The 22695-nt window shown below is 68.5% G+C and carries 19 protein-coding genes, 1 tRNA gene and 4 pseudogenes; 11 read left to right on the top strand and 13 right to left on the bottom strand.

Annotation, left to right across the window (positions count from 1 at the left end):
* Positions 1–23: 23 nt before the first annotated feature.
* Positions 24–96: transfer RNA gene (locus tag G4G29_RS14990), tRNA-Lys, on the bottom strand.
* Between the two features lie 137 nt (positions 97–233).
* Entirely contained in the window at positions 234–893 is a 660-nt protein-coding gene (locus tag G4G29_RS14985; RefSeq protein ID WP_183150675.1) for a fasciclin domain-containing protein, read from the bottom strand.
* Positions 894–1057: 164 nt separating this feature from the next.
* Between G4G29_RS14985 and G4G29_RS14980 the strand changes: the two genes are divergently transcribed.
* The 5 genes and pseudogenes from G4G29_RS14980 to G4G29_RS14960 all read left to right on the top strand — a co-directional run bounded on the left by G4G29_RS14980 (position 1058) and on the right by G4G29_RS14960 (position 5944).
* Entirely contained in the window at positions 1058–2770 is a 1713-nt protein-coding gene (locus G4G29_RS14980) for a cytochrome c biogenesis protein DipZ (protein ID WP_183150674.1), read from the top strand.
* 31 nt (positions 2771–2801) lie between these two features.
* Positions 2802–3401 carry an ECF RNA polymerase sigma factor SigK gene (gene sigK, locus G4G29_RS14975; protein WP_183150673.1) on the top strand — a complete coding sequence of 200 codons (600 nt, stop codon included), beginning with the start codon at positions 2802–2804 and terminating at the stop codon, positions 3399–3401.
* Positions 3398–4225 (top strand): anti-sigma factor, encoded by an 828-nt coding sequence (locus G4G29_RS14970; RefSeq protein WP_183150672.1) that lies wholly within the window; start codon positions 3398–3400, stop codon positions 4223–4225. Before sigK ends, G4G29_RS14970 begins: the two co-directional genes overlap by 4 nt.
* A gap of 29 nt (positions 4226–4254) precedes the next feature.
* A pseudogene (locus G4G29_RS14965) lies at positions 4255–4885 on the top strand (DNA-directed RNA polymerase subunit beta).
* A 174-nt stretch (positions 4886–5059) separates the two neighbouring features.
* The gene (locus G4G29_RS14960) at positions 5060–5944 is read left to right on the top strand and encodes an aminodeoxychorismate lyase (RefSeq protein ID WP_183150671.1); all 885 of its coding nucleotides are present in this window, start codon (positions 5060–5062) and stop codon (positions 5942–5944) included.
* Between the two features lie 63 nt (positions 5945–6007).
* On the opposite strand, the pseudogene G4G29_RS14955 reads toward G4G29_RS14960, so the two are convergent.
* The 8 genes and pseudogenes from G4G29_RS14955 to G4G29_RS14920 form a co-directional block, all read right to left on the bottom strand.
* Positions 6008–7050: pseudogene (locus G4G29_RS14955) on the bottom strand (NAD(P)-dependent alcohol dehydrogenase).
* Between the two features lie 146 nt (positions 7051–7196).
* Complete coding sequence (pstB, locus tag G4G29_RS14950) at positions 7197–7976, bottom strand: phosphate ABC transporter ATP-binding protein PstB (RefSeq protein ID WP_028503355.1); 780 nt, start codon at positions 7974–7976, stop codon at positions 7197–7199.
* Between the two features lie 28 nt (positions 7977–8004).
* Entirely contained in the window at positions 8005–9108 is a 1104-nt protein-coding gene (pstA, locus tag G4G29_RS14945) for a phosphate ABC transporter permease PstA (protein ID WP_183150670.1), read from the bottom strand.
* 1 nt (position 9109) lies between these two features.
* A complete protein-coding gene (gene pstC / locus G4G29_RS14940) occupies positions 9110–10060 on the bottom strand; it encodes a phosphate ABC transporter permease subunit PstC (protein WP_183150669.1) in 951 nt (316 codons plus the stop codon).
* 92 nt (positions 10061–10152) lie between these two features.
* Positions 10153–11259: a phosphate ABC transporter substrate-binding protein PstS gene (gene pstS, locus G4G29_RS14935; RefSeq protein WP_183150668.1), complete on the bottom strand. Its 1107-nt coding sequence runs from the start codon at positions 11257–11259 to the stop codon at positions 10153–10155.
* Between the two features lie 150 nt (positions 11260–11409).
* Positions 11410–12399: an NUDIX hydrolase gene (locus G4G29_RS14930; RefSeq protein ID WP_183150667.1), complete on the bottom strand. Its 990-nt coding sequence runs from the start codon at positions 12397–12399 to the stop codon at positions 11410–11412.
* Complete coding sequence (locus tag G4G29_RS14925) at positions 12396–14561, bottom strand: RNA degradosome polyphosphate kinase (protein ID WP_183150666.1); 2166 nt, start codon at positions 14559–14561, stop codon at positions 12396–12398. Before G4G29_RS14925 ends, G4G29_RS14930 begins: the two co-directional genes overlap by 4 nt.
* A 52-nt stretch (positions 14562–14613) precedes the next feature.
* Entirely contained in the window at positions 14614–15297 is a 684-nt protein-coding gene (locus G4G29_RS14920; protein ID WP_183150665.1) for a response regulator transcription factor, read from the bottom strand.
* A gap of 73 nt (positions 15298–15370) precedes the next feature.
* Here G4G29_RS14920 and G4G29_RS14915 point away from each other — a divergent pair, with 73 nt between their 5' ends.
* From G4G29_RS14915 to G4G29_RS14905, 3 genes are all read left to right on the top strand, one after another.
* Positions 15371–15661 carry a hypothetical protein gene (locus tag G4G29_RS14915; RefSeq protein ID WP_183150664.1) on the top strand — a complete coding sequence of 97 codons (291 nt, stop codon included), beginning with the start codon at positions 15371–15373 and terminating at the stop codon, positions 15659–15661.
* 150 nt (positions 15662–15811) lie between these two features.
* Positions 15812–16414 carry an FABP family protein gene (locus G4G29_RS14910; RefSeq protein ID WP_183150663.1) on the top strand — a complete coding sequence of 201 codons (603 nt, stop codon included), beginning with the start codon at positions 15812–15814 and terminating at the stop codon, positions 16412–16414.
* A 1-nt stretch (position 16415) separates the two neighbouring features.
* Positions 16416–17543, top strand: coding sequence for a folate-binding protein YgfZ (locus G4G29_RS14905; RefSeq protein WP_183150662.1), 1128 nt, complete (start codon positions 16416–16418; stop codon positions 17541–17543).
* Here G4G29_RS14905 and G4G29_RS14900 read toward each other — a convergent pair.
* Positions 17536–18370 (bottom strand): annotated as a pseudogene (locus G4G29_RS14900) (class I SAM-dependent methyltransferase). The gene G4G29_RS14905 and the pseudogene G4G29_RS14900 overlap by 8 nt on opposite strands.
* Positions 18371–18429: 59 nt before the next feature.
* Between G4G29_RS14900 and G4G29_RS14895 the strand changes: the two are divergent.
* On the top strand, positions 18430–19179 hold the full coding sequence (locus G4G29_RS14895; RefSeq protein ID WP_183150661.1) for a phosphoglyceromutase: 750 nt from the start codon (positions 18430–18432) through the stop codon (positions 19177–19179).
* Between the two features lie 70 nt (positions 19180–19249).
* Here G4G29_RS14895 and phoU read toward each other — a convergent pair whose 3' ends face one another.
* Positions 19250–19960, bottom strand: a complete 711-nt coding sequence (gene phoU / locus G4G29_RS14890) for a phosphate signaling complex protein PhoU (RefSeq protein WP_183150660.1) — start codon at positions 19958–19960, stop codon at positions 19250–19252.
* A 219-nt stretch (positions 19961–20179) separates the two neighbouring features.
* On the opposite strand from phoU, the pseudogene G4G29_RS14885 reads away from it, so the two are divergent.
* Both G4G29_RS14885 and G4G29_RS14880 read left to right on the top strand, forming a co-directional pair.
* Positions 20180–21393 (top strand): annotated as a pseudogene (locus G4G29_RS14885) (ATP-binding protein).
* On the top strand, positions 21390–22073 hold the full coding sequence (locus G4G29_RS14880) for a response regulator transcription factor (RefSeq protein ID WP_183150659.1): 684 nt from the start codon (positions 21390–21392) through the stop codon (positions 22071–22073). Before G4G29_RS14885 ends, G4G29_RS14880 begins: the two are co-directional and overlap by 4 nt.
* Positions 22074–22131: 58 nt before the next feature.
* Here the strand turns inward: G4G29_RS14880 and G4G29_RS14875 are convergent, their stop codons facing one another.
* The gene (locus G4G29_RS14875) at positions 22132–22665 is read right to left on the bottom strand and encodes a DNA modification methylase (RefSeq protein WP_183150658.1); all 534 of its coding nucleotides are present in this window, start codon (positions 22663–22665) and stop codon (positions 22132–22134) included.
* Between the last annotated feature and the right edge of the window lie 30 nt (positions 22666–22695).

The following is a 22695-nucleotide window of genomic DNA, read 5'->3' as shown; positions in this document are numbered from 1 at the left end:
ACGCCGCGAGGCGGCGTGTGCGGTGGGCCCCGTGGGGCTCGAACCCACGACCCGCGGATTAAAAGTCCGATGCTCTGCCGACTGAGCTAGAGGCCCCTGCGTCCAGTCTAGTGCGCACGACGAGGGGCCGTCAGCGATCCATGTCCGCCGACGGCCCCACTCCTTCACGGGGGATCCTCCCCCTGCTCCCCGCGAAGGGTGCCTACCGGGTCCTCCTCCCGGCCATCCCGTGCTTACTCAGCCGGGGGCATGAGGACCGTGTCGATCAGGTACACGGTCGCGTTCGCGGTCTGGACTCCACCGCAGACGATGTTGGCGTCGTTGACCATCCACTCGTCACCGCTGCCGGTGACCTCGAGGTCTGCACCCTGAACGGTCGTGTGCATGCCCTCGATGTCGGCGGGCTCGATCTGGCCGGGAACCACGTGGTACGTCAGGATCGAGCTGAGCGTCGCGCTGTCGGTCTTGAGCGCCTCGATGGTCGCCGGGTCGATCTTCGCGAAGGCGTCATCCACGGGTGCGAACACCGTGAACTCGTCGCCGTTGAGCGTGTCGACGAGGTTGACATCCGGGTTGAGCTGTCCGCTCACCGCGGCGACCAGCGTCGTCAGCAGCGGGTTGTTGGACGCGGCGACGGCGACGGGATCCTGGGACATGCCCTGGATCGATCCTGCGCCGTCCGGCACGGCGTCCGCGTACGCGGCGCATCCGGGACCGACGAGGTTCGCCGCCGGGTCCATCTCCATCGGCGTCGACTCCGACGTCTCCGGTGCCTTGGGCTCGGTGGACTCCTCCGTGGTGCTGCCGCTGCCCATCGAACAGGCGGAGAGCAGGAACGCGCTCGCCAGTCCGAGAGTGACTGCTGCGGTGACCTTCTTCTTGGTGCTGAACATGTCGAGCTCCTTCAGAACTGAGCCACGGCCTCTCCGTGGCGTCGAGTGCTGTTCGGAACCCCCTCCGGATCGGATGGGAGAAATCTCAGAAAAGTTCCGGAGCGCCCGGATCCAATCCGTTCACGCCCCCGGAGCGAACAGGTCCTGACAGAAGTGGGGACCTCATGGACCTGATCATCATCGGCCTGCTCGGCGGGCTCATCACCGGCATCTCGCCGTGCATCCTGCCCGTGCTTCCCGTGATCTTCCTCACCGGAGGCGCACAGTCCGCGAAGTACGACGACGAAGTGGTGCCGGCACGGCGGAGCAGACCGTACTTCGTGATCGCGGGCCTCGTGCTGAGCTTCACGCTCGTGACCCTGGGTGGCTCCCTGCTCCTCGGGCTGCTGAATCTGCCGCAGGACATCATCCGATGGGTCGGCATCGCGGTGCTCGTCATCATCGGAGTCGGTCTCATCGTGCCGAGGTTCCAGCACATCCTCGAGCGCCCGTTCCAGCGGTTCGGCCAGCGCGAGGTGAAGAACCGGGGGAGCGGCTTCGGGGTCGGACTCGCCCTCGGAGCGGTCTTCGTGCCGTGCGCCGGCCCGGTGCTGGCCGCCATCATCGTCGCAGGGTCCACCGGGCAGATCGGCATCGGAACCGTGCTGCTGACGGTGTCGTTCGCGATCGGGGTCGCCGTTCCCCTGCTGATCTTCGCGCTCGCGGGCCGCAGCGTCGTGGAGCGCATCCGCTCGTTCCGGTCGAAGGAGCGCGGGCTGCGCATCGCCGCGGGCATCGCCATGATCGCGCTCGCCGTCGGTCTGGTGTTCAACGTGCCGCAGGCACTGCAGCGGCTGCTGCCCGACTACACGGCTCCGCTGCAGGAGCAGATCGCCGATTCCGAACAGGTGCAGGACGCCCTCGATCTGGGCGGACTCGTGAACGAGGAGAACAAGGACCTCGACAAGTGCACCAACGGCGCCGAGGAACTCGAGTCCTGCGGGACCGCCCCCTCGATCAAGGGCATCCAGGAATGGCTCAACACCCCCGACGGGGAGGCCCTCGACCTGAAGGACCTGCGCGGCCAGGTGGTGCTGATCGACTTCTGGGCGTACTCGTGCATCAACTGCCAGCGGTCGATCCCGCACGTCGTCGCCTGGGATGAGACCTATCGCGATGCGGGTCTCCAGGTGATCGGCATCCACTCTCCGGAGTACGCCTTCGAGAAGAACCCGGGGAACGTGGCGGCCGGGGCACGCGATTTCGGCATCGAGTATCCCGTCGCCCTCGACAACAACCTGTCGACGTGGACGAACTACCGCAACCGGTACTGGCCTGCGCACTACCTGATCGACGCGGAGGGCACCGTCCGGCACATCTCCTTCGGTGAGGGCAACTACGCCGCAACCGAGTCCATGATCCGGGAGTTGCTGAAAGACGCCGATCCCGGGGTGCAGCTGCCGGCGGCCACCGATGTCGAGGATGACACCCCGGATGTGGGATCGACCACCAGGGAGACGTTCCTCGGCTCCTCGAAGGACGTGAACTACGGCGGAGACGGCGAGTACCGCCGGGGCACGAACACGTACGAATTCCCGAAGGATCAGCCGGCGGACAGCTTCGCGCTGGACGGCGACTGGACCATCGAGACGCAGTATGCGACGCCGGAGGGGGACGCGGGAGAGATCAGCCTCGAGTACCACGCCGCCGAAGTGCGGATCGTGGTGGCCGGGTCGGGCGACATCGTGGTCCGCCGCGACGACGGCTCGTCCGAGACCGTGGCGGTCGACGGGACTCCGCGGTCGTACGAACTCGTGAAGCAGGACGACATCGCCGAAGGCACGCTCACACTCGATGTGCCTCCCGGTGTCGAGGTCTATTCCTTCACGTTCGGGTGACGTCTGCGCGGGAACGGAGAGGAGATACGGCATGCTTGTGGAGATGGTCATCGACGGAATGGACGTCCCGGAGGACGGCGCGACGCAGGATGCTGTCGGCGACCTCCTCGTGCGCGTCGCCGGCGGTGACCAGGCTGCCTTCGCGGATCTCTACGATGCCCTCTCTCCCCGCGCGTTCGGCCTCATCCTCCGCGTCCTGGTGAACCGCGCACAGAGCGAAGAGGTGCTTCAGGAGGTCTTTCTGGAGATCTGGCAATCCGCTTCCCGCTTCGCTCCGAACAGAGGTCAGGGACGAGCATGGGTCATGACGATCGCGCATCGTCGGGCCGTCGACCGGGTGCGGGCTTCGCAGTCGAGCGCCGACCGTGATGTGCGCGCCGGGTTCAAGGACATCGGCGTGGCTCACGACAGCGTCGCAGAGCAGGTGGAATTGGGGATCGAAGGCGAGAAGGTCGTCGGCGCACTCTCGGAGCTTCCTGAGGTGCAGCGCGAAGCGCTCGTCCTGGCGTATTACGGCGGTTACAGTCAGAACGAGATCGCGGCCCTCGTGGGTGCGCCGCTGGGGACCATAAAGACACGGATGCGAGACGGGCTCACCCGACTGCGCACGGCGATGGGGGTGACGGCATGAACGAGAAGGACTTCGCAGAGCTCGCGGCAGGCGCCGCCCTGCACACGCTCACCGCAGAAGACGAGCGACGTTTCCGCGCTGCCCTCCTCGAGCACCCGGAGTGGCAGACGATCGTCGACGCGGACGCCGCATCGGCAGGCATGCTCGCCGAGACCACGGCGACCGTCGATCCTCCCGCGAGCATCCGGTCGGCGCTGCTCGCGCAGATCGCCCTGACGCCGCAGAACGAGGTCGCGGGACCGGATGACGCCGGACGGAGCGATGCCGCCGCCCCGGTGCGCACTTCGCCGGACGCGCCGTCCGCCGAAGACGTGCCGTCCGCCGGGTCCGCAGAGGTCGCGCACGACCCGACGCCGGCGAAACCGCGGCGGTGGGTGCGCGCGGTGTTCGCGCTCGCCGCATGCCTCGCCGTCCTGGTCGGGGTGGGAGTCGGCGCGGTCGCCCTGAACGATCAGCTCAACCGTCCAGCGAGCGTCGTGGCGCTGCAGGAGATCGAGGCGGCGGGAGATGCCGAGCAGGCCACGGTCGCCCTCGACGACGGAGGAACCGCGACGGCGCACTGGTCGGCCTCGGTCGGCAAGGCGGTGCTCGTCGCAGACGGCATCCCGACACCGGCGGAGGGCGAGACCTACGAGCTCTGGTTCGTGCGCGGAGACGCTCCCGTCTCGGCCGGGGTGTTCGACGTCGACGGCGGAGACGCCACGGCGCTTCTCGCGGGTGATATGCAGGCGGGCGACGCCATCGCTGTGACCGTCGAGCAGGCCGGGGGATCGCCGACCGGGCAGCCCACCACAGACCCGGTGATCGTGATCCCCACGGCCTGAGTGTCGCCGATCGCGCGTACCCTGGAGGGATGCCCGAGCAGCACCACCGCCCTGTGCGTCGACCGACCGCCGCGTTCGAGAACATCGTCGGCGCGCACGATCCCGCCGAGGAGACGCGGGTCGCGCACGCCACCGCATCGGCTCTGCTGACCCGCGTGCGCGCAGACGAGAGCGGGGGCGAGCGCAGAACGTCTCGTCGCCTTCACCGCCGAGCACGGCATAGACGAGATCGCCGAGTTGTGGTCGAAGGCGCCGTCGCGCACGCTGCCCGGCGCGCTGTGGCGTCTGTACGTGCTGCAGCTGGCGATCCACGCCGACCCTCGCACCGCAGCACTGCTCTACGACCGCGGGCGGGTCGAACTGCCCTCGGCCGACGTCGTGATCGCGGGTGCCCCGGTACCGGCGAGCCCGGACGAACTCGTCGCACTCATCGACACGATTCTGCGCGGGGCGTTCCGCGGCGACTTCGCGGTCGCGCTGGACCGCGCCGGGGCGTTCTGTCGGGTGCAGGCCTCGGGGGCCACGCACACGGCAGACGACTACGAGCAGACCGAACCGGCGCGTGCCAGCGAGCTGACCAGACGCGCTCTTCGACTGAGCAGCTATGCCCAGGACCTGACGGCGGCTGCGGTGCTGTGGCGCATGGGCGCCCTCGCCTGAGGCGTCGCGCCGCGGCGCGGAGGCGGCCCGGACAGAGAAAGACCGGGCCGCAAGAACGCCTCTCGGCGGAAGGCCGCTCGAAGCGGCAAAAAATGGAGCCCGGGGTTATGCGGCCCGGCCGTTCCATTGTAACGCGATGAGGCCCGAGGTATTCCCGCCCTCTAGGCTCGGACCATGACCGGGCGCTTCGCACTCATGATCGATCCCGTCGCTGCCGACGAGCAGCGCTCCGACTACGGCGACACCTTCACGCAGGTGGATGCGGCAGCGCCCGCGCTGAGCGTGGGAGAGCTGAGCACACAGCGCGGAGACGGCGTGTTCGAGTCGATCGGCGTCATCGACGGGCACGCGCAGGAGGTCGTTCCGCACCTGGAGCGCCTCGCGCACTCCGCCCGTCTGTGCGATCTGCCCGTTCCGAACCTCATGCAGTGGCGGCAGGCTGTCGAGCGTGCGGCCGCACAGCTCGGGGCGGGGGAGTCCGTGATCAAGCTGATCCTTAGTCGCGGTGTCGAGCACGGTCCCACGCCGACCGCATGGGTGACGGCTGCGCCCGCCGCCGACTTCTCGGCGGTACGCGCGAACGGGGTGCGCGTGGTCACGCTCGACCGCGGATACGACCTCGGGGCGGCCGAGCGGGCGCCGTGGCTGCTGCTGGGCGCCAAGACGCTGTCCTACGCGGTGAACATGGCCGCTCTGCGGGAGGCCCACCGCCGCGGCGCCGACGATGCGATCTTCCTCTCGAGCGACGGCTTCGTGCTCGAGGCGCCGACCGCATCGCTCATCCTCCGCTTCGGCGACCGCTTCGTGACCCCGGCGCCGAACGGCGGCATCCTGCACGGCACCACCCAGCTGAGCGTCTACGAGCACCTCGCGGCCCAGGGCTTCGAGACGGACTACGAACGCATCCCCGCGTCCGACCTGCCTCGCGCGGATGCCGCCTGGCTGGTATCCAGTGTGCGCCTCGCCGCGGCGATCACGGCGATCGACGGCGCCTCCCTCTCCGTGGACGTGTCGCTGACGGACGAGCTCAACGCCTACCTGCTCTCGCCCCGCGACTGAAGCCCGTACGCTCTGCGACCTCGCCGAGCGGGCCGGAGCTCTTCCGGCTCCGGCCCGCGGCGTTCACGCGTGCGGGGTGACGACAGCGCGTCCGCTGAGCTTTCCGTCGTGCAGATCGCGGTACGCGTCCAGCGCCTGGCTCATCGGGTAGGTCTTGATCTGCGGCGTGATCTTCCCGCTGCGGTACAGGTCGACGACCTCGTAGAGCTCCTCGATCGTCCCCCAGTAGGTGTTCGTCAGCTCCGCCTCGTACGGGTTGGTGTAGAAGCTCCAGTCGGTGGGGCCTCCGGCGACGCCGACGACCGTGATGCGACCGCGGCGAGCCACGACCTGCTGTGCGAGTTTGATCGTCGGCGTCACGCCGACGAAGTCGAACACCGCGTCGACGCCCTGACCCCCGTCGCCTCCCGGATCCGCTCCGCCTGTCCCTCGCCGCCCTCGATCGGGATGGCGCCCGACTTCTGCGCCTCGGCCATCGCCTCGGGCTTCATGTCGGTGGCGTAGATGTCGGCGCCCGTCAGGGCTGCGAGGATCTGGACGGCGATCTGCCCGAGTCCGCCGAGTCCGATCACCAGGGCGGACTTCCCGCCACCGGCCAGTTTCGGGAGGGCGAGCTTGATCGCGTGGTACGGCGTGAGCCCGGCATCGGAGAGCGGTGCCGCCGTGATGGGGTCCGCGTCTCCGAGCGGAACGAGGTTGCGCGCCGGAACCGTCATGTACTCGGCCATCCCGCCGTCGCGGCCGAGGCCGGTGGCGAGGTAGGGCTGGGTCGCGGCGTTGTAGCAGTACGTGTCCTGTCCGCGGGAGCAGGCCGGACAGTGCTGGCAGCCGATCGGACCGTACGACAGGAAGGCGTCCCCCACCTTCACGCCGGTCACCCCGGGGCCGACCTCTTCGATCCACCCCGAGTTCTCGTGCCCGAGCGTGTAGGCCGGAGCGAGCTGCTCGCCCATGCTCTCGTCGAACTGCTCGAACACGGCCACATCGGAGTGGCACGCACCCGCACCGGCGATCTTGAGCAGCACCTCGCCGGGACCGGGGACAGGTCGCGGCACCTCCTCGATCGAGGGGAACGTCTTCCAAGCAGTGAACCGGACAGCCTTCATGGTGACTCCTTCTCAGAGCGCCGGGCCGACGCCTCGCTGCGAGGGACAGGGATCCGGCATGTGCGTTCCATCCAGCCTAGCCATCCGCACCGGCCGGGCAGCGGCCGCGTGTGCTGCCGAAAAGGGCGCCGCTTCCGGCACAGTGGTCACCCGAAGCGTCCGGAGACGTAGTCCTCCGTGGCCTGGACGCTCGGCGTCGTGAAGATGCTGGTCGTGTCGTCGTACTCGATGAGCTTGCCGGGCTTTCCGGTGCCGGCGATGTTGAAGAACGCGGTCTTGTCGGAGACACGGCTCGCCTGCTGCATGTTGTGCGTGACGATCACGATCGTGAACTCGTTCTTGAGCTCGCCGATCAGCTCCTCGATCGCATAGGTCGAGATGGGGTCGAGGGCAGAGCAGGGCTCGTCCATCAGCAGCACCTGCGGCGACACGGCGATGGCGCGAGCGATGCACAGACGCTGCTGCTGGCCGCCGGAGAGGCCGGAGCCCGGCTTGTCGAGGCGGTCCTTGACCTCGTTCCACAGGTTCGCGCCGGTGAGCGACTTCTCGACCAGGGCGTCCTGATCGCTCTTCGACATGCGGCTGTTGTTGAGCTTCACACCCGCGAGCACGTTCTCCTTGATCGACATCGTCGGGAACGGGTTCGGGCGCTGGAACACCATGCCCACCTGACGGCGCACGAGCACAGGGTCGATCCCGGGGCCGTAGAGGTCCTTGCCGTCGAGAAGCACCTCGCCCTCGACGCGGGCCCCGGGGATGACCTCGTGCATGCGGTTGAGCGTGCGCAGGAACGTGGACTTGCCGCAGCCGGAAGGGCCGATGAAGGCCGTGACGCTGCGCGGCTGGATGTCGAGGGAGACGCCCTCCACAGCGAGGAAGTCGCTGTAGTAGACGTTCAGGTCGTTGACTTCGATGCTCTTGGACACTGCTGTTCCTTGCTTGTCGGGTGAGGGCTCAGCGGCCGGTCTTGGGGGCGAAGATCTTCGCGACGAGGCGCGCGATCAGGTTGAGCAGCATGACGATGATGATGAGCGTCAGGGCGGCTGCCCATGCCCGCTCCACGTATGCCTCCGCGGGGATGCCCTGGTACGCGTACTGCGAGTACGTGAACACGGGGAGGGTCTGCATGCGGCCGCTGAAGAGGTTGTAGTTCATGGCGTCGGTGAAGCCGGCCGTGAGGAGCAGCGGGGCGGTCTCGCCGATCACGCGGGAGATGGCGAGCATCACACCCGTCGTGATGCCGGCGATCGAGGTCGGAAGGACCACCTTGACGATCGTGAGCCACTTCGGCACACCGAGGGCGTATGAGGCCTCACGCAGCTCGTTCGGGACGAGGCGCAGCATCTCCTCGGTCGACCGCACGACGACCGGGATCATGAGCACGGCGAGGGCCACGGACCCCGCGATGCCCATGCGGACGCCAGGGCCGAAGATGAGGGCGAACACCGCGTAGGCGAACAGACCGGCGACGATCGACGGGATGCCCGTCATCACGTCGACGAGGAACGTGATGGTGCGGGCCATGCGCCCGCCCTTGCCGTACTCGACCAGGTAGACCGCCGTCATCAGGCCGATCGGGATCGAGATGATCGCCGCGGCGAGCGTCACCAGCAGCGTGCCGATGATGGCGTGCAGGGCGCCTCCGCCCTCGCCGAGGACGCCGCGCATCGAGGACGAGAAGAACAGTCCGTCGAAGCGGGCGACGCCGTTGGCGACCACCGTGATGGCGACCGAGACGAGGGGCACCATCGCGATCGCGAACGCCGAGGTGACGATACCCGTGACCAGGCGGTCGAGCGCCTTCCGGGAGCCCTCGATGATGCGCGACATCACGTAGATGAGCACGAGGTAGATGACGGCGCCGAGGACCACGGAGCCCGCGATGTTGAGGTCGGTGCCGCTGGCCAGGGATTCCAGGGCGAACGGCGTGAAGCCGATCAGCAGCGAGACCGCGAGGAGCGCCCAGGGTGCCCAGCGGGGGAGGTGCCCCGAGCTGAGCGACAGGCTCGAAGGTGCGGCGCTGGCCGTGCGGGCCGATTCGGGGGCGGTAACGGTCATGTCAGTTCGCTCCCGAGAATTCCTTGCGGCGGTTCACGAACCAGCGTGCGAGAGCGTTCACCGCGAACGTCACGACGAACAGGATCAGACCGGTCGCGATGAGGATGTTGATGTTGACCTGATAGGCCTCGGGGAACGTCAGCGCGATGTTCGCTGCGATCGTGGAGGGGTTCGTCGAGGTGAGCAGTTCGAAGGTCACGGCCTTGCTCACCGAGAGGACCATCGCGACGGCCATGGTCTCTCCGAGTGCTCGGCCGAGGCCCAGCATGGAGGCGGAGACGATGCCGGAGCGGCCGAAGGGCAGCACGGCCATGCGCACCATCTCCCAGCGGGTGGCGCCGAGCGCGAGGGCCGCCTCTTCGTGGAGGCGAGGGGTCTGCAGGAAGATCTCGCGGCAGATGGCCGTGATGATCGGGACGACCATGACCGCGAGCACCATGGCGGCGGTGAGGATCGTGCGCCCGGTGGGTGAGACGACACCGCCGAAGAGCGGGATCCATGAGGCGTTCGTGTTCAGCCAGACGTAGATCGGCTGGACGGCCGGCGCCAGGACCAGGATGCCCCAGAGGCCGAACACGACCGAGGGGACGGCGGCCAGCAGGTCGACGATGTAACCCAGGCCCTGCGCGAGGCGGCGGGGGGCGTAGTGGGTGATGAAGAGCGCGACCCCGAGCGACAGCGGCACCGCGAGAAGCAGCGCGAGGAACGCGGCCCAGACGGTGCCGAAAAGCAGCGGGCCGACGTAGTCCCAGAAGTTGGTCTTGAGCAGGGAGGCATCTTCCGACGTTGCGGTGAATGCCGGTATGGACTGCACGATGAGGAAGATCGCGACCGCGGCCAGCGTGATCATGATCATGGATCCGGCGGCGACCGCCGTGCCGGAGAACCAGAGGTCGCCGGCGCGCTTCTTCGCGACGATGCGCGTCGACGCCGGCGAGGTCGTGGCTGTCATGGGAGCTGCTTCCTGCTCAGTGGAGATCGGGTGTCTGACGCGAGCAGACGGTCTCCGGGATGCCGCATGGCATCCCGGAGACCGTCACTGACTCACTTGATGAGGTCGATCGCAGCCTGGGCCTGCGTGCGCAGGTCGTCCGAGATCGGGGCGCTGCCCGCGTTGGTCGCGGCGACGTCCTGGCCCTCGGCGCTGATCGCCGTGGTGAAGAACGCCTTGGTCAGCGCGGCGATGTTCTCGTCCTCGTACTCGGCGCAGCCGATGAGGTAGCTGACGAGCAGCACCGGGTACGCGCCGTCGGCGGTCGTGGTGCGGTCGATCGCGAAGGCGAGGTCGCCGTCGGTGCGGCCGTCCTCGATCTTCGAGGCGTCGAGCGCGGCAGCGGCGCCCTCGGCCGAGTGCGGCACGAAGTTGTCGCCGACCTTGACGTTGACGGCCGAGAAGTCCGCGGCCTGCGAGGAGTCGATGTAGCCGATGAGGCCCTGTCCGCCCTTGACGGCGTTGGCGACGCCGGACGTCTTCTCCGCGGACTCGCCGCCGAGGTCGGCCGGCCACTCCTCGACGCTGCCTGCCGTCCACACGTCACCCGCGGTCTGCGCGAGGTAGTCGGTGAAGTTGCCGGTGGTGCCCGACTTGTCCGAGCGGTGCACGGGCGTGATGGCGAGGTCGGGGAGCGTGGCGTCGGGGTTGTCCTTCGCGATCGCCGGGTCGTTCCAGTTGGTGATCTTGCCGGCGAAGATCGACGCGATGGTCGCGGCGTCGAGGTTCAGTTCGTCCACGCCGTCGAGCGAGAAGACGATGGCGATCGGGGACACGTAGGCGGGGACCTCGATCAGGTCGGAGCCGTCGACGCACGCGCCGAAGCCGCCCGCGGCGATCTCGTCGGTCTTGAACGCACGGTCGGAACCGGCGAAGTTGACCGCGCCCTGCTGGAACGACTCACGGCCGCCGCCCGAACCCTGCGGGTCGTACTCGACCTGGGCGTCGGGGTTGGTCTTCTGGAACTCGGCGGTCCATGCCTGGATGGCGACCTGCTGCGACGACGCACCAGCGCCGACCAGGGAGCCGCTGACGGCGGCGACATCGGAGGTGGGAGCTTCGGTGGAACCGGTGCCGCCTTCGTTCGCGGCGCAGCCGGCGAGAGCGAGAGCGGCGACGGCGCCGATGGCGCCGATTCGTGCGATTCGGGAGATCTTCACTGTGGATCCTTCGATCTTGGATGGGTGGGGCCCGGTGCAGGGCACACAGTGACGCTATGGGCGACGGTTAACGAGACTCTCCCGAGCAGGTGAACGGCAGGTGAACGACGAGCGACTCTCTGGGGTGCTCCCGCGAGAATCCGGGGGTCGTCAGACCTTGGGGATGTGCGTCTCGATCGCGATGATGCCGGAGCCGGGATTCGTGGCCGAGAGGTGCACGACAGAGAAGGCGGCGGGTTCGAGGTCCGCCGCGCTTCCGAGGTAGGACCCGTGGAGGGTGCCGGTGGCCAGAGCGATCTCCGACAGCAGGCCGGGGAGCACGGGGCCGTGGCTGCACAGCACCGCCGGCTTCCCGGAGCGTACGCGTCGACCCACGACCGCGCGGAGATCGGCGGTGCCGTCCTCCCACGCATCCTGACTGATCTTCTCGGTCTTCACGGGCTTGCGCGCGAGTGCCTTGGCCAGCGGGGTGATGGTCTCCACGCAGCGGACGGCATCGCTGGTGACGATCTTGCGCACGCCGAAGGCGCGCAGCGGTCCGACGATGGACTTGGCCTGCGTACGTCCGCGCTCGGTCAGTGGTCGCGCCGCATCCGCACGGTCCCAACTCGATCGCGAGAGCGCCTTCGCATGCCGGAGCGCGATCACGGGGAAGGTGCGGAGCACGCCGTCGTCCACGAGGTTCGAGAAGAAGTCCAGGATCTCGAGATCCACGGGGTAGCTCAGACGCGAACGGGCCTTCTTGACGCTGACCCATTCGACCGCTGCGATCTCGCGGTTCGGCACGAACGTCGACGCGCGGATCGCCTCTTCCGTCGCCTCGGCTGCCCAGTAATGCACGATCTTCTGCTTCTGCGACGCCAGGTGATACCGACTCACACCGACCGGAACGCCGAGCGAGACCCGGATGCCGGTCTCCTCGTGCACCTCGCGCACGGCCGTCTCGGCGAGCATCTCGCCGGGATCGACCTTGCCCTTGGGCAGCGTGACGTCGCGGTACTTCGTGCGGTGGATGAGGAGGATCCGGAGCTTGCCGTCGACGATGCGCCAGACCACGGCACCCGCGGCGTACACGGCCTTCTCCGCCCACTTCGCCGTCGTGACGGCGTCTGGCGGGAGCTGCAGCTGCCGCCCGGTCATCGCACCGCCCGCGCGCGACGACGCCGCTGGATCAACCCCATGGTCTTATCCTGCAGGTCGATCAGGGGCTTCCCCTCCGCGTCGACGGCGTGGCGTTCCCAGACGCCGCCGGCGCCGAGGTGCCACGACGTGGTCCCTGCGTCCATGGCCAGGTCGAAGAACGTCTGCAGCTCCTTGAGGTGAGCGGGGTCGGTGACCCGCACGAGCGCCTCGACGCGGCGGTCGAGGTTGCGGTGCATCATGTCGGCGCTGCCGATGTACACCTGCGGGTCGCCGCCGTTCTCGAAGGCGAAGATGCGCGAATGCTCGAGGTACCGGCCGAGGATGCTGCGCACGGTGATGTTGTCGCTGATGCCCTCCAGGTCGGTGCGCAGACTGCAGATGCCGCGGACCCAGACGTCGACCTTCACTCCGGCCGCGCTGGCGCGGTAGAGCGCGTCGATGATCTCCTCGTCGACCATCGAGTTCACCTTGATGCGGATGTGCGCGGGGGTCCCGGCCTCCGCGTTCTTGCGTTCGGCGTCGATCTGCCGGATGAGTCCCTTGCGGAGGTGGAGCGGGGCGACGAGAAGCCGCTTGAATTTCTTCTCGATCGCGTAGCCGCTGAGCTCGTTGAACAGTCGCGTCAGGTCCTTCCCGACCTGTGCGTCGGCGGTGAACAGCCCGAAGTCTTCGTAGATGCGGCTGGTCTTGGGGTTGTAGTTGCCGGTGCCGACGTGTGAGTAGTGGCGCAGCATCCCGTCTTCCTCGCGGATCACGAGGGCGAGCTTGCAGTGCGTCTTGAGCCCGACGAGACCGTAGACCACGTGCACGCCGGCCTTCTCGAGCTTGCGCGCCCACACGATGTTGTTGGCCTCGTCGAACCGGGCCTTCACCTCGACGAGGGCGAGCACCTGCTTTCCGGCTTCGGCAGCGTCGATCAGAGCCTGCACGATGGGGCTGTCACCCGAGGTGCGGTACAGCGTCTGCTTGATCGCGAGCACGTGCGGGTCGCGTGCAGCCTGCTCGAGGAACGCCTGCACGCTGGTCGTGAACGACTCGTACGGGTGGTGCACGAGCACGTCCGACTTGCGGATCGCCTTGAAGATGTCGGCGCGCGTGCTCGAACCGGCGGGCTGGAACGCCACGGCGGTGGTGGGCAGATGGGGCGGGTAGCGCAGGTCGGGGCGGTCGATGCGCGAGAGGTCGAACAGGCCTCGGAGGTCGAGCGGACCAGGGAGGCGGTAGACCTCGAGGTCGGTGATGTCGAGTTCGCGGACCAGGAGATCCATCGTGACATCGTCCATGTCGTCGGTGATCTCGAGGCGGATCGGCGGACCGAAGCGGCGACGCAGCAGTTCGGCCTCGAGCGCCTGGATCAGGTTCTCGCTCTCGTCTTCCTCGATCTCGACGTCTTCGTTCCGGGTGAGGCGGAACGCGTGGTGGTCGAGCACCTCCATGCCCGGGAACAGGTCGCCGAGGTGGTTCGCGATGAGTTCCTCGAGGCGCAGGAAGCGCTTGATCTCGCCGCCACCGGGAACCTCCACGAAGCGGGGGAGCATCGGCGGAACCTTGAGACGTGCGAACTCCTGCCGGCCGGTGCGGGCGTTGCGGATGCGGATCGCGAGGTTCAGCGACAGGCCGGAGATGTACGGGAACGGGTGCGCAGGATCGACGGCGAGTGGCATGAGGACCGGGAACACCTGGGCCTGGAAATAGTCGGACAGCCCGGATCGCTCCTCGTCGGTGAGTTCGGACCAGTCGGTGATCTCGATGCCGGAATCGGCGAGGGCGGGGCGCACGAGGGTGTTCCACGCGTCGGCGTGGCGAAGCTGGAGCGCGTGCGCCTCGCGCGAGATGTCGGCGAGCGCGTCGACAGGGGAGCGGCCGATGTTCGTCGGCACGGCGAGACCCGTCATGATGCGTCGCTTGAGTCCGGCGACGCGCACCATGAAGAACTCGTCGAGGTTGCTGGCGAAGATCGCCAGGAAGTTCGCCCGCTCGAGCTCGGGCAGCGACGGATCCTCGGCGAGTTCCAGCACGCGCTGGTTGAACGCGAGCCAGCTCAGCTCGCGATCCAGGTAGCGATGGTCGGGAAGCTGGGAGTCGGGCGACTCGATGGCGTCGAAGTCGTCGTCTTCGGCGTCACCGAGGCCGGCGTCGGCGAGTGCGGGATCGATCATGGGGTACATCTAAGCACCGCCAGGTGACGCCCGTGTGAACGAGCGCTCCCTCTCACCGGGCCGCGACGACGCTGTCGTCCTCGTTGACGTTGAAGCGGTAGCCGACATTGCGCACGGTGCCGATGATCTGCTCCTGGTCGCCGAGCTTCGCCCTGAGCCGTCGTACGTGCACGTCGACCGTGCGGGTGCCGCCGAAGTAGTCGTAGCCCCAGACCTCGCTCAGCAGCTGCTCCCGCGTGAACACGCGTGAAGGGTGGGTGGCGAGGAAGTGCAGCAGCTGGAACTCCTTGTACGTGAGGTCCAACGGCCTGCCGCGCAGCTTCGCGGAGTAGGACTGCTCGTCGATCGTGACGCCGGATGCCTGCACGCGTGCGGGCTCGGCGACCTCGTCGCGTCGAGCCAGCGCCAACCGGAGACGCGCGTCGATCTCGGCGGGCCCCGCGGTCACGAGCAGCACGTCGTCGATCCCCCAGTCGCCGGAGAGGGCGCTCATGCCTCCCTCTGTGACGACGAGCAGCAGCGGCGCATCCTGACCTGTCGCGCGCAGAAGACGGCAGAGCGACTTCGCCGCGACCAGGTCGTGGCGCCCGTCGACCATGACGACGTCGTAGTCGGGGGCGTTGACCAGTTGCGCAGGCTCAGCCGGAATCTGGCGCGCCTTATGGCTCAGCAGCTCCAGAGCGGGCAGGACCTGCTCCGAGAGCGGAGCATTGGTCAGAACCAGGACCAGGGCCACGCGCACTCCTCACCGACGTGGGATCGACGCCGTGCCGCCATGATACCGGGAGCGGATGCGCAACAATGGTGTCATGACGGAACCAGCACTCGCACCGCGCAACGCGTTCGTCGGTGTGATCGTCGTGTGGGCGGCGGCGTTCGTCGCGACCGTGGCGATCGGGATCTTCGTGCCGGAGGAGTGGCGCGTCCCGTGGATGCTGGTCGGCTTCGGCGGTGTCGTGCTGCTGTCCTTCGCCGTGCAGCTCTGGTACGGGCGAACGCAGGGCTTCATCTTCCGCGTGGCGAGCAGCGTCGTCGGCGCTCTGCTGCTGATGGGCGTCATCTCCGTGGGCTTCGGCGTCGCCGCGCTGATCCCGACCTGACCTCGGCGCGGCGCGGTAAGGTGGATCGCATGGACCTCATGGCGCTCGAAATCTTCTTCATCGGCCTGCTGGGCCTCGCGAGCCTCGCTATCGTTTTCGTCTCGGCAGTGGTGCTCCGCAACCTCTTCCGCGGCCAGCGCTGACGCGATCGTGATCGAACTTCCCACCGACCTCCCCGCCGACCTCGCGCCGTTCGCGTGGTTGATCGGCGTGTGGGAGGGGACCGGAGTCATCGACTACCCCGTCGGCGACGAACGTCTGCAGGGCGAGTTCACGCACCGCGTCAGCTTCAGCCACGACGGCGGGCCCTTCCTGAACTATTCGGGCACGGCCACGTTCCTCTCCGAGGATGGCGCCCCGGCGACGGCACTGCTCGCAGAGACGGGCTTCTGGCGACTCGCCCGCCCTGCGACGGCCGCGGATCCCGGCCCGGCGCTGCTCCCGCCGACGGCGCCGGCTGTGCGACGCACGGTCGATGACGTCGAGACACTGCGCGCGCCGAGCGGCGGCTTCCCGATCGAGGTGTCCCTCGCGCACGCCGACGGCGCTCTGGAGCTGTACATCGGCGAGATCAACGGCCCCCGCATCGACATCGGCTCCGATGCCGTCGTCCGCAGTGCGGGGGCGAAGGTGCACACCGCGTCGTCGCGGATGTACGGACTCGTCGACGGGCATCTGCTGTGGGCGTGGGACATCGCCGCGCTCGGCACCCCGTTGCGCTCGCACGCGTCGGCGCGACTGGCGAAGGTGTGACGTGGGCGGTTTCGGCGCCCTGCACGGTGCGATCTCCGACGGCGAGGTGATCGCGCATTTCGGCGACGCCTTCCGCGAGCAGCGCCGTCTCGCCGAGGGTGCCGCGCTCGCGCCCCTGGGCGACCGCACGGTGATCGAGGTCGCCGGCCCCGAGCGGTTGATCTGGCTCGACTCGATCACCTCGCAGGCCGTCGGGCGCCTCGCGCCGGGTGAGAGCACCGAGCTGTTGGTGCTCGATCCGCAGGGACGCGTCGAGCACGCCGCCGGAGTGCTCGACGATGGGGCCTCGACCTGGCTCATCGCCGATGCAGGAGACGCCGAGGCGCTCGCCGCGTGGCTGACCCGCATGAAGTTCCGTACGCAGGCGACGGTCGATGTCCGCGCCGATCTCGAGCTGGTCGGCTTCCTGGACGCCGGCTCGATCGCAGCGACGGCCTCCGCAGCCGCGTTCGCCCCGAACGGCGTCCCTCTCGTGTGGGCGGATCCGTGGCAGCGGATCAGCGTCGGAGGACACCAGTACTCCGAGGTCGCCGAGCACCCCGGCGCCGACTACGCCTGGCGCGTCGCGGTGCTGACCGCTGCGTCGGCGGATGCTCTGGCGGCGGCAGTCGATCGCGATGCCCTCGCCGGGATCCTCGCCGCGGAGGCGCTGCGGATCGCCGCGTGGCGTCCGCGCTGGGCCGCCGAGGTCGACGATCGCTCGCTCCCTCACGAGTCGGACTGGATCCGCAGCGCGGTTCATCTGAACAAGGGGTGCTACCGCGGGCAGGAGACCGTCGCCAAGGTGCACAACCTCGGGCATCCGCCGCGTCGCCTCGCCGCCCTCCATCTCGACGGGAGCGATGCCGTGCTCCCGCAGCCGGGTGACCCGGTGTTCGCGGGGGACGACGAGGTGGGTCGCCTCACCTCCGTGGCCCGTCACCACGAGGACGGCCCCATCGCTCTGGCGATCCTGTCGCGGCGCGCACCGGTCGGCGATCTGGTAGTGCGGTCCGAGGGCGTCGACATCGCGGCGTCCCAGCAGGTCATCGTCCCCGCGGATGCGGGAGCCACAGCGGACATCCCGCGCCTGACCCGGCTCTCCCGGCGTCCCTCCGCACCGGACCCTCGCAGCTCCGGCGTCAGCTGAGGTCAGACGGAGCGGGAGCGACCGCTTCCCAGGGCAGCGTGAGTTCGCCCAGGCGCCAGCGACTCCGCCCGCCGCGCACCGGCCACCCCTGATCGCGCAGGGCGGTCACCGCTGCGAGGAACCGCTGAGTGGCCCCGAACGTCGACAGCGGCGCCGCGCGATCCCATTCGCGATCGAGATCGACGAGCAGGGCGTGTATCCGCTCTCCGGTCACGTTGCGGTGGATCAGCGCCTTCGGCAGGCGTTCCGCGACGATGCTCGGCCGTTCGAGATCGGCGAGCCGCAGGGAGATCGTGAAGCGCAGGGGGACGGCGTGCGCGTCGACGTCGATCCAGCTCGAGACGCGGCCGATCTCGTCGCAGGTGCCCTCGAACAGGAGACCGCCGGGGGCGAGCCTGCCCGCCATGCGGGACCAGGCATCGGGCACATCCTGCTCGTCGTACTGCCGCAGCACGTTCATGGCGCGGATGACGGCGGCTTCGCGTCCTGCGGGAAGCGGCACCTCGAACCCGCCGCGGGCGAACGACACCGGGAGGTCTGACGCGAACGGCGTGCGTCCAGCCCGCACCTCGGCCAACTGCGCGTCGGCGGTGGCCACTCGTGCGGTGTCGATCTCGAGGCCATGCACCTCGACGTCGTCCCGCACTCGCACGAGTCGAGTCGCGAGCTCGAAAACGGTGACGCCGCTCGCGCCGTAGCCGAGGTCGACGACCAGCGGGTCGGACGCGTCGCAGGGCGTCGCTCGCCGCGATCCAGCGATCGTTGCGCCGCAGTCGGTTCGTCCCCGTCGTGCCGCGGGTCGGCCGACCGAGGGGAGATGACGCCATGTCTCCATCCTCCCAGCATCCGGCTCGGTCACCGGGCCGTGCGCGGATAAACTGGCGGCATGACTGCGACGCGTACCCTCATCCTGCTCCGCCACGGCCGAAGCGAGTGGAACGAGCTCAACCTCTTCACCGGCTGGGTGGATGTCCGCCTCAACGAGCAGGGTGAGAAGGAGGCACGTCGCGGCGGAGAGCTGCTGGCCGAGTCCGGCATCCTCCCCGATGTGCTGCACACCTCGCTGCTGAGTCGTGCGATCCAGACCGCGAACATCGCCCTGGATGCTGCGGACCGCCTGTGGATCCCCGTCACCCGCTCCTGGCGTTTGAACGAGCGGCACTACGGGGCGCTGCAGGGCAAGGACAAGGCGCAGACGCTCGAGGAGTTCGGCCCGGAGCAGTTCCAGCTGTGGCGCCGCTCGTTCGACGTGCCGCCGCCTGTGCTCGACGACGAGAGCGAGTTCAGCCAGGTGAACGACGTCCGTTACGCGGACATCGACGGCGAGGTTCCCCGCACCGAGTCGCTCAAGCTCGTCATCGATCGTCTGCTTCCGTACTGGGAGAGCGCGATCGTCCCCGATCTCGAGGCAGGCAAGACCGTCCTCGTCACGGCGCACGGTAACTCGCTGCGCGGTCTCGTGAAGCACCTCGAGGGGATCAGCGACGACGCCATCGCCGAGCTCAACATCCCCACCGGCATCCCGCTGGTCTACGAACTGGATGAGAACAACATCCCCACCGGTCCCGGTCGCTACCTCGATCCCGAAGCCGCCGCCGCCGGTGCCGCCGCCGTGGCCGCTCAGGGCAAGAAGTAGGTCGTCTCCGGAAACGCCGGAAGCCCCCGATGCGAAGGCATCGGGGGCTTCCTCGTTCGCGCCGTGTGCGTCAGGCGTGTCCGAATTCCTGCTGCTCGAGTCCCTGCTGCTCCACGGCGAGGGGGATGTCCTCCTCCTCGACCGCCCAGTCGCCGGTCGCGAGGTAGACGACCTTCTTCGCGACCGCGACCGCGTGGTCGGCGAATCGCTCGTGGTAACGACTGGCGAGCGTGGCATCGACGGTCGCCGTCGCCTCGCCCTTCCAGTTGTCGCTGAGGACCTTCTCGAACACCGTGGCGTGCAGTTCGTCGACGTCGTCGTCCGCGTTGCGGATCGCATCCGCGAAGCGCAGGTCCTGCGTGCGCAGCAGCTCGGAGAGCGTGCGAGCCACCTCGACGTCGAGTTCGCCCATCTTCACGAACGTGCCCTTGAGGCCCTTGGGGATGGCGCGCTCTGGGAAGCGGAGGCGGGCGAGCTGAGCGATGTGCTCCGACATGTCGCCCATGCGCTCGAGCGAGGCGCTCACCCGGAGCGCCGTCACGACGATGCGCAGATCGCGGGCGACCGGCTGCTGGCGGGCGAGGATCTCGATCGCCTGCTCGTCGAGAGCGACGGCCAGTTCGTCGATCTTCGCGTCGTCGGCGATGACCTCCTCGGCGAGGGCGACGTCGCTGGTCGCGAAAGCTCTGGTCGCCTTGTCGATCGAGACCGTGACGAGGTCGGCGATCTCGACGAGACGGGACTGGAGGTCCTCGAGGGACTGGTGGAAGACTTCGCGCATGTTGGGGCGCAACCTTTCATTCGGATCTCGGCTGTGTCGTCAGCACGAGACGGCGGGTCGTCCGCACGAGAGCAGGTCTGTGCACCCGCACAGGCCCGAAGCGATTGTCTGCTTCGAAGGTTAACGAACGGTGCCCAGCACGTGAATAGTACTTCTCCGGTTCCCGCCAGGGCGCGGAAACCCGCCGGACGGACGGTGAACGCACTCTACGCTTATGACATGACCTTGCCGCAGCTCGCGCTGTCTTCGCTCGCCATCGGGCTGATCATCGGCGTCGGCCTCTCGCTGCTCGTGGCGTGGGCCTATCGCGCTCGGGCACGGGTGCAGGAGGAGACTTCGCTGGCGATTCCGGCCGGCATGACCGAGGTGCTGCACAGCATGGACGATGCGGCGGGGGTCGACTCCTCCGGACTCGTGCTCGCCGCGTCGCAGGCCGCGAGCCGCTTCGGCATCGACGTCGGGTCCACGCTCGACAACCCGGAGCTCCGACAGCTCGTCCGCGGGGTCAGGGGCCGACGGCGGTACCGCAACGGAGTCGATGCGGATCACCCGGGGCGGTCTGAGCCTGGACCCTCGGCTCGTCTCCGCCCGCGCCAGCGCCATCGGCTCCCGCTTCGTGCTGCTGATCATCCGCGACGTGACCGAGCAGGAGCGGCTCGACCAGATGCGTCGTGACTTCGTGGCCAACACGAGCCACGAGCTGAAGACGCCGGTGGGGGCGGTGAGTCTGCTCGCCGAGGCCATCGAGTCCGCCGCGGACGACCCGGCCCAGGTGCGGATCTTCGCGGCACGGATCTCGGCTGAGGCGGGGCGTCTCGGCCAGCTGACGGGACGCATCATGAGCCTGTCCCGCCTCCAGGCGGAGGACGGCCTGACGAAGGTCGGGCCTGTCGCGATCGACGAGGTCATCGCCGCCTCCATCGAGGCGCACGTCGTGCAGGCCGATTCCGCGGGCGTCGACCTCGCCAGGGGCGGAGACCGCGGTGTCTGGGTGCGCGGCGATGCGCAGATCCTGATCGAAGCGGTCGGCAACCTGATAGCCAACGCCATCGTCTACTCGCCGCGCGGATCCCGCGTCGGCGGGGGTGCGCGCGGAAGACGGCGTGGTCGAGATCGCGGTGTCCGACCAGGGCATCGGCATCGCCGAGGCTGATCGCGAGCGGATCTTCGAACGCTTCTACCGGGCGGACGAAGCCCGTTCGAGGCGTACCGGCGGCACGGGGCTGGGACTGTCCATCGTCAAGCACGCCACACAGCGTCACGGTGGTGAGGTGCGACTGTGGTCCCGGCCGGGGCGCGGGTCCACCTTCACGGTCCGGCTTCCTCGCATCGACGCCCCCGAGTACGGCGATGCGGGCAAGAAGAGCAAGAAGAAGCGCGCGCGCAAGGCCGCCAAGGCCTCGGCGCGCGTTCGAAACGGAGAGAGAGCATGACCCGAATCCTTCTCGTCGAAGACGAGCCCGACCTCGCCGACCCGCTCGCGTATCTGCTGCGACGCGAAGGGTACGAGGTGGAGATCGCAGAGGACGGCCCCGGTGCGCTCACGGCGTTCCGGGAGCGCGGCGCCGACATCGTGCTGCTCGATCTGATGCTGCCGGGGATGCCGGGCACCGAGGTCTGTCGGCAGATCCGGTCGACGTCCGCCGTGCCCATCATCATGCTCACGGCCAAGGACTCGGAGGTCGACATCGTCGTGGGCCTCGAGCTCGGGGCCGACGACTACATCACGAAGCCGTACTCTTCTCGGGAGCTGCTCGCCCGGATGCGTGCGGTGCTCCGCAGGGTGGTGCAGGCCGACAGCGAGCTCGACGAGCGCGTGCTCGAGGGCGGGCGGGTCTCGCTCGACATCGACCGGCACACGGTCTCGGTCGCGGGCGCGCAGATCAACATGCCGCTCAAGGAGTTCGAGCTGCTCGAGGTCCTGATGCGCAACTCGGGGCGAGTGCTCACCCGCGGTCAGCTCATCGATCGGGTGTGGGGAAGCGACTACTTCGGCGATACGAAGACGCTCGACGTGCACATCAAGCGCATCCGGTCACGCATCGAGGAGAACCCCGGTGAGCCGGTGATGCTCGTCACCGTGCGCGGTCTGGGATACCGGTTCGAGGGCTGAATACGCAAGAGGCCGGCGCCCCGAGGGGTGCCGGCCTCTTGCCTGCGTCAGCGAGCGATCACTCGGCGGGCGCCGGAGCTGCCGTGTCGGTCGGAGTCGGCGTCGGCGTCGACGTGCGCACCGATTCCGAGGGCACGAGGTCGGAGTAGTAGGGGAGCGAGCCGTCGAGGACCGGGACCTCGGCCTTGACGCCCGTGGAGTCACCCGACTGGAAGTGCATCTCGACGGTCGCGCCGGGCTTCGTGTCGAGGTCGAGGATCCGCAACGGCTCCTCGTCGGCGCCGAGGCTCACGGTGCCGCCGCCCGGGACGGTGATGCTGAACGGCTCGCTGCCCGCGAGCGCGATCGTGAGCGTGGCGCTCTCCTCGGTGGGGTTGACGATCCCGGCGATGAAGTTGCCGATCGTGCCGTCGTCGTTCGCGATGATGAGAGCGTTTCGCACGTCGATGGGTCCGTCGGCATCCGAGATGTTCACGCCGTCGGACGCCGCGTACTCGGTCTTCGTCGACTGCGGGGTGATGAACGTGCACCCCGTCGCGCCGAGCAGAACGATGGCGCTGAGGGCTGCAGACGCAACAAGGCGCGATTTCACGGGTCCTCCTGAGGTCCGGCGGGATATCCG

Origin of the sequence: Microbacterium sp. Se63.02b, assembly GCF_014171575.1 — a bacterium.
In the GTDB taxonomy this organism is placed as follows: domain Bacteria; phylum Actinomycetota; class Actinomycetes; order Actinomycetales; family Microbacteriaceae; genus Microbacterium.
The sequence above is the reverse complement of the archived record's forward strand: the minus strand, read 5'-3'. Positions and strand labels throughout refer to the sequence as shown.

What these genes read in the sequence shown, in the direction of transcription:
- G4G29_RS14985 (WP_183150675.1), bottom strand. Translation starts at nt 893, where the DNA reads ATGTTCAGCACCAAGAAGAAGGTCACCGCAGCAGTCACTCTCGGACTG.
- G4G29_RS14980 (WP_183150674.1), top strand. Translation starts at nt 1,058, where the DNA reads ATGGACCTGATCATCATCGGCCTGCTCGGCGGGCTCATCACCGGCATC.
- sigK (WP_183150673.1), top strand. Translation starts at nt 2,802, where the DNA reads ATGCTTGTGGAGATGGTCATCGACGGAATGGACGTCCCGGAGGACGGC.
- G4G29_RS14970 (WP_183150672.1), top strand. Translation starts at nt 3,398, where the DNA reads ATGAACGAGAAGGACTTCGCAGAGCTCGCGGCAGGCGCCGCCCTGCAC.
- G4G29_RS14960 (WP_183150671.1), top strand. Translation starts at nt 5,060, where the DNA reads ATGACCGGGCGCTTCGCACTCATGATCGATCCCGTCGCTGCCGACGAG.
- pstA (WP_183150670.1), bottom strand. Translation starts at nt 9,108, where the DNA reads ATGACCGTTACCGCCCCCGAATCGGCCCGCACGGCCAGCGCCGCACCT.
- pstC (WP_183150669.1), bottom strand. Translation starts at nt 10,060, where the DNA reads ATGACAGCCACGACCTCGCCGGCGTCGACGCGCATCGTCGCGAAGAAG.
- G4G29_RS14930 (WP_183150667.1), bottom strand. Translation starts at nt 12,399, where the DNA reads ATGACCGGGCGGCAGCTGCAGCTCCCGCCAGACGCCGTCACGACGGCG.
- G4G29_RS14925 (WP_183150666.1), bottom strand. Translation starts at nt 14,561, where the DNA reads ATGATCGATCCCGCACTCGCCGACGCCGGCCTCGGTGACGCCGAAGAC.
- G4G29_RS14915 (WP_183150664.1), top strand. Translation starts at nt 15,371, where the DNA reads ATGACGGAACCAGCACTCGCACCGCGCAACGCGTTCGTCGGTGTGATC.
- G4G29_RS14895 (WP_183150661.1), top strand. Translation starts at nt 18,430, where the DNA reads ATGACTGCGACGCGTACCCTCATCCTGCTCCGCCACGGCCGAAGCGAG.
- phoU (WP_183150660.1), bottom strand. Translation starts at nt 19,960, where the DNA reads ATGCGCGAAGTCTTCCACCAGTCCCTCGAGGACCTCCAGTCCCGTCTC.
- G4G29_RS14880 (WP_183150659.1), top strand. Translation starts at nt 21,390, where the DNA reads ATGACCCGAATCCTTCTCGTCGAAGACGAGCCCGACCTCGCCGACCCG.